This is a genomic window from Bradyrhizobium embrapense (assembly GCF_001189235.2).
GTDB classification, from domain to species: domain Bacteria; phylum Pseudomonadota; class Alphaproteobacteria; order Rhizobiales; family Xanthobacteraceae; genus Bradyrhizobium; species Bradyrhizobium embrapense.
The window spans coordinates 147,653-161,733 of sequence record NZ_LFIP02000001.1; the positions used below are offsets into that span (position 1 = coordinate 147,653).

The 14,081-nt window shown below is 64.0% G+C and carries 15 protein-coding genes; 9 read left to right on the forward strand and 6 right to left on the reverse strand.

Annotated features, from left to right (window positions below):
* Window positions 1-69: 69 nt before the first annotated feature.
* The 4 genes from AKN83_RS01065 to AKN83_RS01075 all read left to right on the forward strand — a co-directional run bounded on the left by AKN83_RS01065 (window position 70) and on the right by AKN83_RS01075 (window position 3,132).
* The gene (locus AKN83_RS01065; RefSeq protein WP_050400475.1) at window positions 70-1,359 is read left to right on the forward strand and encodes a hemolysin family protein; all 1,290 of its coding nucleotides are present in this window, start codon (window positions 70-72) and stop codon (window positions 1,357-1,359) included.
* A gap of 120 nt (window positions 1,360-1,479) precedes the next feature.
* Window positions 1,480-2,079, forward strand: a complete 600-nt coding sequence (locus tag AKN83_RS01070; RefSeq protein ID WP_050400476.1) for a formyltransferase family protein — start codon at window positions 1,480-1,482, stop codon at window positions 2,077-2,079.
* Between the two features lie 194 nt (window positions 2,080-2,273).
* Window positions 2,274-2,633, forward strand: coding sequence for a hypothetical protein (locus AKN83_RS38050; RefSeq protein WP_083991869.1), 360 nt, complete (start codon window positions 2,274-2,276; stop codon window positions 2,631-2,633).
* Window positions 2,578-3,132, forward strand: a complete 555-nt coding sequence (locus AKN83_RS01075) for a hypothetical protein (protein ID WP_050400477.1) — start codon at window positions 2,578-2,580, stop codon at window positions 3,130-3,132. Before AKN83_RS38050 ends, AKN83_RS01075 begins: the two co-directional genes overlap by 56 nt.
* Window positions 3,133-3,200: 68 nt before the next feature.
* Here the strand turns inward: AKN83_RS01075 and AKN83_RS01080 are convergent, their stop codons facing one another.
* Together AKN83_RS01080 and AKN83_RS01085 are read right to left on the reverse strand one after the other, a co-directional pair.
* Complete coding sequence (locus AKN83_RS01080) at window positions 3,201-3,407, reverse strand: hypothetical protein (RefSeq protein ID WP_050400478.1); 207 nt, start codon at window positions 3,405-3,407, stop codon at window positions 3,201-3,203.
* Between the two features lie 11 nt (window positions 3,408-3,418).
* On the reverse strand, window positions 3,419-3,817 hold the full coding sequence (locus AKN83_RS01085; protein ID WP_050400479.1) for a RidA family protein: 399 nt from the start codon (window positions 3,815-3,817) through the stop codon (window positions 3,419-3,421).
* 143 nt (window positions 3,818-3,960) lie between these two features.
* Here AKN83_RS01085 and AKN83_RS01090 point away from each other — a divergent pair, with 143 nt between their 5' ends.
* A complete protein-coding gene (locus AKN83_RS01090; RefSeq protein WP_050400480.1) occupies window positions 3,961-4,836 on the forward strand; it encodes a DMT family transporter in 876 nt (291 codons plus the stop codon).
* A 56-nt stretch (window positions 4,837-4,892) separates the two neighbouring features.
* Here AKN83_RS01090 and AKN83_RS01095 read toward each other — a convergent pair whose 3' ends face one another.
* The gene (locus tag AKN83_RS01095) at window positions 4,893-6,128 is read right to left on the reverse strand and encodes a PucR family transcriptional regulator (protein WP_157113156.1); all 1,236 of its coding nucleotides are present in this window, start codon (window positions 6,126-6,128) and stop codon (window positions 4,893-4,895) included.
* A 121-nt stretch (window positions 6,129-6,249) separates the two neighbouring features.
* Between AKN83_RS01095 and AKN83_RS01100 the strand changes: the two genes are divergently transcribed.
* Window positions 6,250-8,793: a flavin-containing monooxygenase gene (locus AKN83_RS01100; protein ID WP_050400482.1), complete on the forward strand. Its 2,544-nt coding sequence runs from the start codon at window positions 6,250-6,252 to the stop codon at window positions 8,791-8,793.
* Between the two features lie 148 nt (window positions 8,794-8,941).
* Here the strand turns inward: AKN83_RS01100 and AKN83_RS01105 are convergent, their stop codons facing one another.
* Both AKN83_RS01105 and cysK read right to left on the reverse strand, forming a co-directional pair.
* A complete protein-coding gene (locus AKN83_RS01105; protein ID WP_050400483.1) occupies window positions 8,942-9,181 on the reverse strand; it encodes a BrnA antitoxin family protein in 240 nt (79 codons plus the stop codon).
* An 18-nt stretch (window positions 9,182-9,199) separates the two neighbouring features.
* A complete protein-coding gene (gene cysK, locus AKN83_RS01110; protein WP_050400484.1) occupies window positions 9,200-10,174 on the reverse strand; it encodes a cysteine synthase A in 975 nt (324 codons plus the stop codon).
* Window positions 10,175-10,401: 227 nt separating this feature from the next.
* Here cysK and AKN83_RS01115 point away from each other — a divergent pair, with 227 nt between their 5' ends.
* Window positions 10,402-10,617: a hypothetical protein gene (locus AKN83_RS01115; RefSeq protein ID WP_050400485.1), complete on the forward strand. Its 216-nt coding sequence runs from the start codon at window positions 10,402-10,404 to the stop codon at window positions 10,615-10,617.
* 10 nt (window positions 10,618-10,627) lie between these two features.
* Here AKN83_RS01115 and tgt read toward each other — a convergent pair whose 3' ends face one another.
* Window positions 10,628-11,761, reverse strand: a complete 1,134-nt coding sequence (tgt, locus tag AKN83_RS01120) for a tRNA guanosine(34) transglycosylase Tgt (protein WP_050400486.1) — start codon at window positions 11,759-11,761, stop codon at window positions 10,628-10,630.
* 253 nt (window positions 11,762-12,014) lie between these two features.
* On the opposite strand from tgt, the gene AKN83_RS01125 reads away from it, so the two are divergent.
* Together AKN83_RS01125 and AKN83_RS01130 are read left to right on the forward strand one after the other, a co-directional pair.
* A complete protein-coding gene (locus AKN83_RS01125) occupies window positions 12,015-13,148 on the forward strand; it encodes a patatin-like phospholipase family protein (RefSeq protein ID WP_050400487.1) in 1,134 nt (377 codons plus the stop codon).
* A gap of 97 nt (window positions 13,149-13,245) precedes the next feature.
* Window positions 13,246-13,995: a TetR/AcrR family transcriptional regulator gene (locus AKN83_RS01130; RefSeq protein ID WP_050400488.1), complete on the forward strand. Its 750-nt coding sequence runs from the start codon at window positions 13,246-13,248 to the stop codon at window positions 13,993-13,995.
* Window positions 13,996-14,081 lie beyond the last annotated feature (86 nt).

The following is a 14,081-nucleotide window of genomic DNA, read 5'->3' on the forward strand; positions in this document are numbered from 1 at the left end:
AAAACGGCCCCGGTATGCCTATATTGGGCGTCGCAAAGCGGCCCATGCCGCCAAACCTCAGGGACTCCCGTGTTATATCTGGAACTTGCGATCGTGGCGGTCCTGATCGTCGTCAACGGTCTATTGTCGATGTCGGAGCTCGCGATCGTCTCTTCCCGCCCGGCGCGCCTCGCCGCGCTGGTCGAACGCGGTGTCAGCGGCTCGCGCCGCGCGCTTGCGCTGGCCTCCAATCCCGGAAAATTCCTCTCCACGGTGCAGATCGGCATCACGCTGATCGGCGTACTGTCGGGCGCCTTCTCGGGCGCGACGCTGGGCCAGCGCCTCTCGCAATGGCTGTTCGAGCTTGGCGTGCCGGCCAACGTGGCCGACGCCACCGGTGTCGGCATCGTGGTCGGTGTAATCACTTATGCCTCGCTGATCGTCGGCGAGCTGGTGCCGAAGCAGATCGCGCTGCGCGATCCCGAGGCAATCGCGGTGCGCGCCGCGCCCGCGATGACGGTGATGGCAAAATTGTCGCTGCCGGTGGTGTGGCTGCTCGACCGCTCCGGCAAGTCGTTGCTGTGGCTGTTGGGGCATCGCGAGGATGCGCAGGACCGGGTCAGCGAGGAAGAGATCAAGACGCTGGTGGTGGAAGCCGAAAACGCCGGCGTGCTGGAGCCAGGCGAAAAGGAGATGATCGCCGGCGTGATGCGGCTCGGCGATCTCCCGGTCGGCGCCGTCATGACGCCGCGCCACGAAGTCAGCCTGATCGACCTCGCCGCCCCCGCGCCCGAGATCCTGTCGACGCTGCAGAAGAGCAATCACTCGCGCTGCGTGGTGTTCGACGGCAATCGCGATCATGCGCTCGGCATCGTGCAGGCCAAGGACGTGCTAGACGTCTACCTCGCGGGCCAGACGCCCGACATCCGCGCGCTGACGCGCGATGCGCCGATCATTCCGGAAACCGTCGACGCCCGCGACGTGGTCGCGATCCTGCGCGACTCCGCGGTGCATATCGGCCTCGTGCACGACGAATACGGCACCTTCCAGGGCGTCGTCACCAGCGCCGACATCCTCGAGGCCATCGTCGGCGCCTTCCATACCGAGGAAGGCCCGGCCGAGCCCGCCTATGTCAGGCGCGACGACGGCTCCTATCTGATCTCGGGCTGGATGCCCGCGCTCGAGTTCAGCGAACTGCTCGGCATCGTGCTGCCCTCGCCGCGGCCCTACCAGACCGCCGCCGGCTTCCTGCTGCATGCGTTCGGCGCGATCCCCGACACCGGCGCGAAAACCAGCGCGCAGGGCTGGGAGTTCGAGATCGTCGACCTCGACGGCCGGCGCATCGACAAGGTGCTGGCGAGCAAGCAGGCAGCGGCCTGAGAGGTTGCCAGCCGGCTGGCCTGTTGATAACGGGCAGGACGGCCAAACCGGCGCCCGCAGTGTGCTATCGCCATGGCGGCAGCCCAAGCAAATCCGCGTAACCCCCACGGAATTGATCCCATGCGCATTACCCTTGTCGGTTCCCGCCATTTCGGCGTGACGACCCTGAACATGCTGCGCGAGCATCACGTCACGCTGGTCAGGGTGGTCGTCCATGACGGCGAGGACCGGCTGGCGGCAGCGGCCAGGGCGGCGGGCATCGAGGTCGTGGTCCAGGCCGATCCCAAGCTGGTGACGGCCGCCGAGATCGCCCCTAACACCGACCTGATCGTGACCGCCCATAGCCACGCCCGCGTCAGCAGGGAAGCGCTTGCCGTGGCCAAGCTTGGCGGCATCGGGTACCACCCGTCGCTGCTGCCCCGTCACCGCGGCATCGCGGCAGTGGAATGGACCATCAGGGAAGGCGATCCGATCGCCGGCGGCAGCATCTACCACCTCGCCGACCGCATGGACGCCGGCGCCATCGCCGCCCAGGACTGGGTGTTCGTGAAGAAAGGCGAGACCGCACGCGAGCTCTGGGAGCGTGCGCTGGCACCGCTCGGCCTGCGCCTGCTGGGTGAGGTCATCGACTACGGCAAAGTCAACGGCTCGCTACCGGCCAAGCCCCAAGATGAGCAGTTTGCGACCAAGGCGCCCAACCTCCGCCCAGACAAACATTAATCCGCAATTGCGGTATTAAAGCACCACAAAAATAAGGAACAGGAACAGATTCCTCGTTCCTGATCCGGAACCGAATTCACCATGATGTGTTTGAGTTCACAGGAACATCTGGGGACTCTTGCGATGCAGCAAATTTTGAACACATTGTGACAGGATAAGCCGCGTCATCACACGAAATGACAGGGATTTGATTCATGCGTTCGATCCGCATTCGCGACCTGATTTTGGTCACTTCGGTCGCTTCGGCTGCCGCCCTCACCGCTGCTCCCGCCTCCGCCCAGCAGCCTTATGACGGCCTTTGGAGCGTCACTGTCGTCACCAAGACCGGCAGCTGCGAGCCGTCTTCCAGCTCGACGGTGAATGTCGTCGACGGAAAGATTTCAGCGCAGGGCGCGGCGATCTCCGGCACCGTCGGCAGCGGGGGCCTTGTGCGAGTCTCGATCAATGGTGCATATGCGAACGGACAACTCAGTGGCAACTCCGGATCGGGGAAGTGGAATGGGGCATCAGCTGGCGTACCGTGCAGCGGCCGATGGGAAGCATCCCGTCAGTAAGATCACCAGCGTATCGAATTTGTTCGCCATCGCGCGGCGGCCAGCATTTGCAGCCGCCGCGTTTTTCGTGACGGCATTGGCAAGCACCGCAGGCCATGCCCAGTCCGGCCCGTTCGCCGGCATGGCGGGCACCTGGTCGGGCGTCGGCTCAGTCACCCTCGACGACGGTTCCAGCGAGCGTATCCGCTGCCGTGCGACCTATCACGTCGGCGGGCCGCGGATGACCATGAGCCTCACCTGCGCCAGCGACGCCTACAAGTTCAACCTGGCAGCCGACGTGGCGGCCGAGGGCAACGCGGTGACCGGCAACTGGAGCGAATCCAGCCGCAATGTCAGCGGCGACCTCCGTGGTCGCGGCGGCGGCGGCAACTTCCAGGTCGTTGCCAGCGCGCCCGGCTTCAACGCCGACATCGCGATGCGCACCGCCGGCAACAAGCAGTCCGTCACCATCAGGGCCGACAGCCAGTTCCGCGGCGCCAACATCACGCTGTCGAAGTAACCGGCCTTCAGACAACAACGCCCCCGGGACCCAAATCTCGGGGGCGTTTTTCATTCGCCATGCGCTCGCTACGCAGTGCGTGGCTTGCCAAGATTCTCGGCGGTCTGCTGGATGGTGCGGGCGATCAACAGCGCCTGATCCTTGGTGACCGCAAAGTCGTGCACGCCTTTGTCCGTCGTCATGGAGATCACCATGATATCCGGTTGTTGCTCCGGCCAACCGGTCGCGAACCCCGTGAGAAGCTCAGGCGCCTTTCGCATGTTGCTCTGGTTCATCGCTAAAGGTCCTATGCCGCGGGAATGAATGCCGTGACCTCGATCTCGACCTTGGCGCGCTGATCGACCAGCCCGCCGATATAGAGCAGCGTGGATGGCGGGAAATTGCGTCCAAGCGTCTCCTTCCACGCCGCGCCGATACCGGCGCCAGCGGCCTCGTATTCGCTACGGCTGGTCAGGTACCAGGTCAGGCGGACGATGTGCTCGGGACCGGCGCCGGCTTCGTTCAACAGCTTGATGATCCGCTTCAGTGCGGTGCCGACCTGGGCGGCCATCTCGGGCGCGTAGTCGCCCTTCTCGTCGCCGCCGGTCTGCCCGGCCAGCACGATCCATTTGCCGGGCGCGTCGAACGCGACGCCGTGCGAGAAGCCGCGGGGTTTCGACCATTCGGCCGGTTGCAAGATACGCATGAGCAGATCCTCCTGATGTGATTATTCCCGACCTGCTTAGCAGAGATTGCGTGGTCGGCGCATCACCGCGTCGGCAGAATTGCGCGTTGCAAATTCATGACAGCTCGCCGATACCCGGCATCCCTCCTCACCTCGTTTCCATCATGGATCGCACGCCCTCAAAGACCCGCGCAGCACTATGGATGTCCGGTTGGCTCGCGCTGATGCTGATCGTGGCGGTGGCCGGCCGCGAGGCGACGCGCGAGGTCAACGTCTTCCAGCTGATGGCAGTGCGCGGCGTGCTCGGCTTCGTGATGCTGTATCCGCTGGTTCACATCAGGGGCGGGCTTGCGATCGTGAAGACCGCGCGCGTGCACCTGCACATCGCGCGCAACCTGATCCATTTCTGCGCGCAGCTTGGCTGGTTCTATGCGCTGACGCTGATTCCGATCGGCCAGGTGGTGGCGATCGAGTTCACGATGCCGATCTGGACCGCGGTCCTTGCGGCGGGCTTCCTCGGCGAACGGATGACATCCTGGAAGATCGTCGCGACCGTGCTTGGCCTGGTCGGCGTCATCGTGATTGTGCGGCCGGCGACCGGTGCAATCAATCCGGGCCAGCTGATCGCGCTTGCCGCGGCCATCGGCTTCGGAATCTCGATTGCCGTGGTCAAATCGCTGACGCGAACCGAGCAGGCGCTGACGATCATCTTCTGGATGCTGGTGGTGCAGTCGCTCGCCAGCATCGGGCCTGCGCTCTATGTCTGGACCTGGCCGTCGCTGTCCACCTGGGGCTGGCTTGCGGTGATCGCGTTCTGCGGCACCTTCTCGCATTACTGCATGGCGCGCGCCCTGCTCCATGCCGATGCGACCGTCGTGATCCCGATGGATTTCGTCCGGGTGCCGCTGACGGCGATCGTCGGGTGGCTGATCTATGCCGAGCAGCTCGACGCCTACACGGTGCTCGGCGCGGCCATGATCCTGGCCGGTAACCTCCTGAACCTGAGGCCAGGCGGAAAGGTGCCGGCACGTCCGACGTGAGCTCGCATCGCGCCACGTCCAGCGTAGCTATGCCCATAACAGCAAAGAGCCGGAGTTCAAGGTGCCGGAGCTTGGGGCGCCGTGAGCCGGTCCGCAAGGTGAAGGGCGAGTTCGAGATGCAGCCGATTTTTCTCGAGTTGGCGCCCAAGGAGCGTTTCCACCCGATCGAGACGGTAGCGAATCGTATTGTGATGGAGCCCGAGGCAAGCACCGGCTGCGCGGAGGTTGCTGTTGGCATCAAAGAATCCTTTGAGGGTGGCCCGCAAGCGACGCGCTTCGACAGTCTCGTCTGCCAAAGGGCCAAGCTTGTCGGCTATGAAGGCACGGCAGTATGCGGGATCATTTCCGCACAGAGCGGCGAGTTCCACGTGCTCAAAGTGAGCCACGCTCCCGGCGGGGTAGCTTGCAGAACGTGCTACACGAAGCGCATCGCGTGCTTCCCGGTGGCTGCGGCGGAACCCGACGAGACCGACGGCTGGCCTTCCCTGACCAACAAGCACTGCGGCTTGCGTCGGAGGGGGCGCGCGCGAGACGTTTGCCGAGACCCAGCACCAAACCGTGTCGATGTCGGTGCGGACCAGTAGCGGCTTTGCTCGGCTCAAAGTAGCGGCTATCTCTTGCGCGACCGAATCCAGCGGCGTCTGATCGCCGGTTTGGTGTCGCTGCAAAACGAGTGCAACATGATGCCCGGCAAGATTATAGCCCAAACGCAGGCTTGCATCGCGCATGCTGACATCGTCTTCGATCAGGAGACGCTGGACGTAGGCTGCCCACGCCAACGAGCCCTCTCGCGCAACGCGCTCGGCTTCATCTCTATACTCCGCACCCAGCCGGTGCGTGATCAGATCTAACCAACCGATCAGAAACGTCGTTCCAAAGCTGACAACAGCGACGGCAATGGTCGTATCGCGGCAATGCCGCTCGACCGCATCGGACCAGCGCTTGCACCAGTACATCAGTCCCACCCGGTATGCCCGCATGATTGCGTCGTAGCCGAAGTTGTGCCGAACCATCGCGCGCGTCGACTGCACCACTTCGGCCGGGGGAGTCATCTGTTCGAACGGGACTGCATCGATCAGCGCGTGCAGGACGGCCTTGCTGTTAGCGTGGCAACTCGCCCGAGCAAGGTCGATCATCGCCCCTCGCGGAACTTCCGGCATCGCCGCCAGGATGTGGGAAAGCGTCCCGTCACCAATCGAGGGTAATTCGGGCAGTAACGCCGTCGCGACACGACGAACGGTTGCCAGGATCAGTTTTTCCGATGGACGCGCCATAGACTGACTATACGCCAATTGGTCAATTCCGCCTCAAGAATTTGAACGTTCGGCCGAAGACAATGAATGTCGGCCAGGGCCAGGATCTGCGCCGGTCACCAAGGAAAACCTTGGGCCAAGTCACATGGAGGATACGCCAATGGAGTTGCATTACGACGTCGTTGTGGTGGGCGCAGGCTTTGCTGGTTTGTACGCAGCGCACAAGATTCGCAATCAGCTGGGGCTCGCCGTTCAAGGCTTCGAGGCGGCTGGCGGAGTTGGCGGCACGTGGTGGTGGAACCGATATCCGGGTGCGCGTTGCGACTTCGAATCGGTGCACTACAGCTACTCGTTTTCCGCGGATTTGCAGCGCGAATGGGAGTGGTCGGAGCGATTTGCAGGCCAGCCGGAAATCCTCGCATATCTGGAATGGGTGGCTGACAGGCTGGACGTCCGTCGCGTGTTCCGATTCAACACGCGCGTGACCTCAACGACGTGGGACGACAAGGCCGGGCGCTGGACGGTTTGTACCGACGACGGCGCGTCCTGCACGGCGCGCTTCGTGGTGTCATGCGTTGGAGGCCTTTCCGTCGCCAAGGAACCGGAGTTCGCCGGCTCGGAGACATTCAAAGGCGAGCTCTATCGGACAAGTAATTGGCCCCACGAGCCCGTCGACTTCGCGGGCAAGCGGGTCGCAGTGATCGGCACCGGCTCGACGGGCATTCAGGTCATCCAGGAGATTGCGAAGCAGGCAGCGGAACTGACCGTTTTTCAGCGGACGCCCAATTTCGCCGCTCCCTTAGGCAACGCACCGGTTCCTCCCGCACAAAGACGATGGAATGCAGAGCATCATGCGGAGCTGCGGGCCGGCTCGCGCCAGCACATGATCGGCGTACCCTACGAGCCGCCCAGCGGTCCCGCTCTGGCGACGACACCGGACGAGCGGCGCAGGATATGCGATAAGTATTGGGATCGCGGCGGCTTTCGGCTGCTCGTCTCGACATTCAGCGATGTCATTTTCAATCAGGAAGCCAACGAGGCGATCGCGGGGTATATCCGCGAGCGCATCCGCGAACGTGTACGCGATCCGGCGACGGCGGCGCTGCTCTGTCCGACTGATCATCCCTATGCGTCGAAGCGTCCGCCCTTCGAGAGCGGCTATTACGAGGCCTTCAATCTCCCGCACGTCCACCTGGTCGACGTGCGTTCCGCGCCGATCGAGGCGATTACGCCCACCGGAATCAGAACGTCGGAAAAATCTTACGAGTTCGACGTGATCATCCTTGCAACCGGCTTCGATGTCTTCACCCGGCCGCTGTTGAATCTCGGTGTGACCGGACGTGACGGATTGAAGCTCGAAGACCGTTGGGCGAAGGGACCCACAAGCTATCTGGGAATCCAGATCGCTGGTTTTCCGAACCTCTTCCTCATAAACGGCCCCAAGAGCGCAGTCGCGCTCTACAACGTGCCATTGGCGACCGAGGACAACGTCGACTTTGTCGCTGCGGCCATCGCCCGTCTGGCGGCCGATAAGATCGCGACACTCGAGGCGACAGCGGAAGCCGAAGAAGCCTGGGGGCGCCTGTGCGAAGGCATTCTCAACCTGACCGTCATCCCGCGCGCCAAAGGCTCTTGGTACATGGGCGAAAATATCCCGGGCAAGGCAAGGGCAGCCTATTTCTTTGCGGGTGGAGCCCCCCTGTACCGCGCGATCTGTGCCGAGATCGCCCATGCCGATTATGGCGGGTTCGCTCTCGACCGTGTGTCGGTGCCGATCCCCCCAATGGTCAAACTCGATCCGGCTGCGGCCCTGCTTCTGGGCTCCATGCTGGCGCGTGGCATGAAACCCCTCGATGAACTCAGTCTCGATGAAATGCGAGCGGTGGCGGAGTCGCTGAAGGAGTTGCAACTGCCGGGGCCAGCGATGCGAGTCGAAACCATCGAAGCGCCACGTGCTCGAATCTACGTTCCAGACCGCGAGGGTCCGTTGCCGGTGATCGTATTCTATCACGGCGGCGGCTGGATTGCAGGGTCGCTCGATCTGGCCGACGCACCCTGCCGGCAGATGGCCCAAGAAATTGGCGCGATCGTCGTCTCCGCGCACTATCGGCTCGCACCGGAACATCCCTTCCCGGCTGCGACCGATGACACGTTCACGGCACTCTGCTGGGCGCGAAAGCATGTTGCCGAATACGGCGGCGATCCCGACCGAATCGTCGTCATGGGCGAGAGCGCCGGTGCGAATCTGGCTGCGGTTGCCGCGATCCGCGCACGCGACGCCGGTCTGCCGCTCGCCGGGCAAGTCCTGATCTATCCGCCGATTGACCCGGATGCGTGCACGCCATCCCGGACGGAATTCGCAGACGGGCCCTTCCTGAATCGGGCCGCCGGCGAAAAGATGTGGGCGGCTTACTTGAGCGGCGCCGAGGTTACCGCGCTCGCCGTGCCATCACGGGCTGCCTCCCTTTCGGGCCTGGCACCCGCTCTGGTCTTGACACTTGAGCTCGACGCCATTCGCGATGAAGCCGAGGATTATGCTAAAGCCATGGCTTCGGCCGGGGTACGCGTGCGATTGCGTCGCCTCGACGGCTTGTTTCACGGTGTCTTCAACATGGGCGGCTTCATTCCCCGGGTTCGAGAGATGCACGATTTGATCGCAGAGTTTGTGGCCAATTGCTGCGAACAGGTAACCGAAGCGGCATAGTCGCGCCTGACCTAACGGCGAGGGCCCGGTACCGTGGGCCCTCAGCCTCATCCAAGCGTAGCGACCGTCATCCGCCCCTTGGGCGGCTTTGAATTCCACACTTTGGCTGGGGGCCCGGGGATCGTCCCGGACTGCCTTCTCAGAAGCGTTACTTCCCGGCGGCCTTGCGCAGCGCCGCGTTGATGCGGTCCTGCCAGCCGGGACCGCCCTCCTGGAAATATTCCAGCACGTCCTGATCGATCCGCAGCGTGACCTGCTCACGGACGCCGGGGACGGCCACCGTCTTCGGCACCGCGTCCGCGACCTTGGTGGTGGCGCGCTTGAACGCCGCCTCGGCTTCGCTACGGGCATCGTTCAGGGTTCGCGGGCGCCTCGGCTGATCGGCCATGTCGTGGATTCCTGTGTATCAAATTCCTTCAAACAACGCTGTCGACAGATAGCGCTCCGAGAACGACGGCACAATCGCCAGGATCGTCTTGCCCGCAGCTTCCGGTCGCTTGCCGATCTGCAACGCGGCCGCGATCGCGGCACCCGACGAAATGCCGCCGGGAATGCCTTCGTTGCGCGCCAGCGCGCGCGACGTCTCGATCGCGGTCGCGCTGTTGATCTTGACGATCTCGTCGATCACCGAGCGGTCGAGGATGTCAGGGATGAAGCCGGCGCCGATGCCCTGGATCTTGTGCGGTGTATGCTGGCCGCCCGACAGCACCGGGCTCTCCTCCGGCTCCACCGCGACCACGCGCAGCGACGGCTTGCGTGGCCTCAGCACCTGACCGACGCCGGTGATGGTGCCGCCGGTGCCGACGCCGGCGACGAAATAGTCGATGTTGCCGCCGGTGTCGCTCCAGATTTCCTCCGCCGTGGTGCGGCGATGGATTTCCGGGTTGGCGAGATTCTTGAACTGCTGTGGCATCACCGCGTTGGGCGTCGTGCGCACGAGTTCTTCCGCGGTCGCGATCGAGCCCTTCATGCCCTGCGCGGCCGGGGTCAGCACGATCTCTGCGCCGAGGAACGCGAGCATCCGCCGCCGCTCGATCGACATCGATTCCGGCATCACGAGCTTCAGCCGATAGCCGCGTGACGCCGCAACATAGGCAAGCGCAATCCCGGTGTTGCCCGAGGTCGGCTCGATCAGCACGGTGTCGGCGTTGATGATGCCGGCTTTCTCCATCGCCACGATCATTGCCGCGCCAATGCGGTCCTTCACGCTGGCCGCCGGGTTGAAATATTCCAGCTTGGCGAGGATCGTCGCAGTGACCCCGCTTGCCTGCGGCAGCCTGCGCAGCCGCACGATCGGCGTCGAGCCGATCGCATCGACGATGGATTCAAAGACGCGGCCGCGTCCGGGTTGCACTGCACTCGTTGTCGACGGCGCGTCCATCAAGCGGCTCCTGTTGCGGATATGCTGGAAATATGCGGTCTTCTCTCATTAGAAGCAGCGCATCATAACGCGCAAGTGAGAAACCGCCGAGGCGCCAATTCGTTGCATCGCAAAATAAGAACCTACGCAAATAACGTAAAACCTACGTATTTGTGTTGCGACAAGGTCAAACAAGTGCGTCTATATACTTCCGTCAGGTGCAGCTCAGAACGCAAAGGGAGGCGCACATGCCAGCACTTGCTGAAGTCCGGTCGACCGCAGCGTCCAGGCCCGATCCGCGCGGCAGCGATCTGCCGACCTGTCCGGTGTGTGCTGACTCCATGGTAGCGGCGGAAGCGTCCGCGTATCTGTTCGACAATCTGATCAGCTATCTCTGGACCTGCGACAATTGCGGTTACGGGTTCGTGACCAAGCACACGGTGAAACCGATCGTGTGCAACTGATCACTCAAGCTCACCTCGGAGCGATGTCACCGCGCGCCCAACCGGCGCGCGTTCTCGTTTTGAATTCCTCGAACGTGCCGGTTGCGACCGCGTCGCGGATGCCCTGCATGAGTTCCTGGTAGTAGGCGACGTTGATTTCGGACAGCAGCATTGCCCCAAGTGTTTCGCCAGCACGCACCAGATGGTGCAGATAGGCGCGCGAAGTACTGCGCGCCGCCGGCCATGTGCTCTCCTCATCGAGCGGACGCGGATCGTCGATGTGCCGGGCGTTGCGCAAGTTGATCTGCCCGAACCGGGTGAACGCCATGCCGTGACGTCCGTTCCGTGTCGGCATCACACAGTCGAACATGTCGACGCCGCGCGCCACTGCCTCCAGAATGTCCTCCGGCGTGCCGACGCCCATCAGGTAACGCGGTCGATCGGACGGCAGCGCCGGCGCGGTCTCCTCGATCATCGACAGCATCACCGCCTGAGGCTCGCCGACCGCCAGCCCGCCGATCGCGTAGCCGTGAAAGCCGACCTCGGTCAGCCCGCGGGCGCTGGCGTGGCGAAGATCGGGGATGTCGCCGCCCTGGACGATGCCGAACAGCATGTAGCCGTCCGGCGCGCTCTCGAAGGCACGCTTGGAGCGTTCGGCCCAGCGCAGCGACAGCTGCATCGCGCGCTCGATGTCGGCGCGCTCGGCCGGCAACCGGACGCACTCGTCCATCTGCATCGCGATGTCGGAGCCGAGCAGCCGTTGCACTTCGATCGAGCGCTCCGGCGACAGCTCGACCTTGGCGCCGTCGATATGCGAGCGGAAGGTCACAGCTTTCTCGGTCACCTTGCGCAGTTCGGAGAGCGACATCACCTGGAAGCCTCCGGAATCCGTCAGCATCGGGCCGCCCCAGCCGGTAAAGCGCTGCAGGCCGCCAAGCCCTGCGATCCGCTCCGCGCCCGGCCGCAGCATCAAGTGATAGGTGTTGCCGAGCACGATATCGGCGCCGGCATCGCGCACCTCGCGCCAATGCATGCCTTTCATCGCGCCCGCGGTACCGACCGGCATGAATGCAGGCGTCCGGACGAGGCCATGCGGCGTGGTCAAGCGCCCGGTGCGGGCGGCGCCGTCAGTGGCCAGCAATTCGAAATGATTGGGAAGAGTCATGCGGCTGCTTATTGCGTGTCGCCGAAGCCCGATCAACCCGTCGGGTAACGGTCTTCGCGCGACTTCGTGAACGCCAACGATCGGACGGATGCTTGCCGAGGGACAGTCCTTCCACTAAACAAAACGAAACCGTATCGTTTTATGTCAAGAATAAGGCGACGGGTCTTCCCGCCGCGACTGCGATCTGCGCGAAACCTCACCGGCCGAGATGTTCCCACCCTCCAGCGCCCGGCCTGACGGCGTCCGCCATCGGATGACACCCGTTCATGCGATCCGGCAAGCGGTGCTGCTGTGCGGGCTGGCTTTCGCGCTGGCGGCCTGCAGCTCGCTGCCGCGGATGCCCTACACGGCTGCCGACGCCGCCAATTCGCGGGTGCTCGATCTCGACGGGCTGCGCCGCTACGCCGACGAGCCGGCGTCCAAATTCCGACTCGAGAAGAATACCGTTGCCCCGATCAAGACCTATCTCGCCCTCTCCGGCGGCGGCGCCGATGGGGCCTATGGCGTCGGTGTCCTCAACGGCTGGACCGCGGCCGGCAACCGCCCGAGCTTCTCGGTCGTTTCCGGTGTCAGCACCGGCGGGCTGATCGCGCCCTTTGCATTCCTCGGCCCGCGCTACGACGATACGCTGAGGGAGGTCTACACGTCAGGCATCGCCGAAAGCCTGCTGCAGGACCCGAGCCTGATGCGGGTGTTGTTCGGCTCCGGCCTGTTCGGCAACAAGCGGCTGCGCGAGCTGGTGGCGCGGTACGTCGACCAGGACATCCTGAGCGAGGTGGCGCGCGAAAACGCCAGGGGCCGAAAGCTCCTGATCGTCACCACCGATCTCGACACCCAGCGCACGGTAATCTGGGACATGGGGCGGATCGCCTCCGTCGGAACGCCGGAGGCGCTGCAGCTGTTTCGCGACGTGATGGCGGCCTCCGCCAGTATCCCGCTGGTGTTTCCGCCGATCATGATCGACGCCGAAGGCCAGGGCCGCCGCTTCCAGGAGATGCATGTCGACGGCGGCGTCACGGCGCCGGTCCTGACGCTGCCTGACGCATTGCTGTTCCGCGAGCGTGCCTGGCCCGCCAACGGCCGCATGGACATCTACATCCTGGTCAACAAGAAGCTGGAGGGCAATTTCGAGCTGGTGTCGAACTCGACGATCGACGTTGCTTCGCGCAGCATCTCCGCGATCACCCAGGCGCAGACGCGCTCGGTCATTCTCTCGACCTATGATTTCGCCCGCCGCAACCGGCTGGGCTTCCATCTGTCCTACATCGAGCGCGACTATCCTGCGCCGGAAACCCAGGGCTTCGATACCGCTTATATGCGCGCGCTCTACCAGCACGGCTACGAGAAGGCGGCCGCAGGGCAGGCCTGGACCGCGACGCCGCCCTAAAGCGGGCCCGCTCCCGGTACCGCCGAATGGACGAATCCGCATTGCGCGGGTTATAGACCGGACAGACCCGCCCGGTGCAAACGAGATGAATGGGCAAATGGGATTAACGGCAACCAAGGCCAAGATAGCCAGCAAGGCGGCCAAACGCGGCGTGATCAAGTCACGCGGCGGCCGGCCGACCCGGGACGCTGCGATCGAGCGCGACCAGCGGCTGATCGAGGTCGCCACGCGCCTGTTCCTCGAGCGCGGCTTCGATGCGACCTCGATCGACGCCGTGGCCGAGGCCGCCCGCGTCAGCAAGCCCACCGTCTACGGACAGTATGGCGACAAGCGCGGCCTGTTCACCGCGGTGCTCCGGCGCGAAATCGCCCGCTGGCTCGCCCCGCTCGCCGCCGCGGCGGCCGAAGCGCAGGCCGGCGGCAGCTGCGACGGTTCGGTCGAGGAACGGCTGATCGAGCTCGGGCGCCAGTTGCTGGTGCTGAACTGCAGCGCGGACTCGATCGCCTTCAGCCGGATCCTGACCGCGCAGGCGATCAATTTCCCCGAGGTGGCGAGGCTCGCCGTCGATGAAGGCTGGTCGAAAGCCGTGTCGACGACGGCGGGTTTCTTCGACCATCTGGTCGACAAGGGCGCGCTCGACCTCGAAGACACCACGATCGCGGCCGAGACCTTCCTCAACATGGTGGTCGGCCACACCCACCGGATGGCGACGTTCGGGATTCCGATCGACATGAAGGCCGCCGTGACGCGGATGGAAGTCTCGATCCGGCTGTTCCTCGCCGGTGCCGTGGGACCGCGGGACCGGCTGCGCGACGCCGCCAAGGCCCGTCGCCGGCCGGCGCGCTGACCGTTTGTAGGATCGTTTCGCCGGCTTACACGTTGCCGTGATGAGACTTGAATAAACAGAACGAAACCGTATTGTTTAGTTGCAAA

Coding starts and splice junctions, on each gene's coding strand:
- AKN83_RS01125 (WP_050400487.1), top strand. CDS start 12,015: ATGACACCCGTTCATGCGATCCGGCAAGCGGTGCTGCTGTGCGGGCTG.
- cysK (WP_050400484.1), bottom strand. CDS start 10,174: ATGGACGCGCCGTCGACAACGAGTGCAGTGCAACCCGGACGCGGCCGC.
- AKN83_RS01100 (WP_050400482.1), top strand. CDS start 6,250: ATGGAGTTGCATTACGACGTCGTTGTGGTGGGCGCAGGCTTTGCTGGT.
- AKN83_RS01105 (WP_050400483.1), bottom strand. CDS start 9,181: ATGGCCGATCAGCCGAGGCGCCCGCGAACCCTGAACGATGCCCGTAGC.
- AKN83_RS01080 (WP_050400478.1), bottom strand. CDS start 3,407: ATGAACCAGAGCAACATGCGAAAGGCGCCTGAGCTTCTCACGGGGTTC.
- AKN83_RS01085 (WP_050400479.1), bottom strand. CDS start 3,817: ATGCGTATCTTGCAACCGGCCGAATGGTCGAAACCCCGCGGCTTCTCG.
- AKN83_RS01075 (WP_050400477.1), top strand. CDS start 2,578: ATGGGGCATCAGCTGGCGTACCGTGCAGCGGCCGATGGGAAGCATCCC.
- AKN83_RS01090 (WP_050400480.1), top strand. CDS start 3,961: ATGGATCGCACGCCCTCAAAGACCCGCGCAGCACTATGGATGTCCGGT.
- AKN83_RS01115 (WP_050400485.1), top strand. CDS start 10,402: ATGCCAGCACTTGCTGAAGTCCGGTCGACCGCAGCGTCCAGGCCCGAT.
- tgt (WP_050400486.1), bottom strand. CDS start 11,761: ATGACTCTTCCCAATCATTTCGAATTGCTGGCCACTGACGGCGCCGCC.
- AKN83_RS38050 (WP_083991869.1), top strand. CDS start 2,274: ATGCGTTCGATCCGCATTCGCGACCTGATTTTGGTCACTTCGGTCGCT.
- AKN83_RS01130 (WP_050400488.1), top strand. CDS start 13,246: ATGGGATTAACGGCAACCAAGGCCAAGATAGCCAGCAAGGCGGCCAAA.
- AKN83_RS01070 (WP_050400476.1), top strand. CDS start 1,480: ATGCGCATTACCCTTGTCGGTTCCCGCCATTTCGGCGTGACGACCCTG.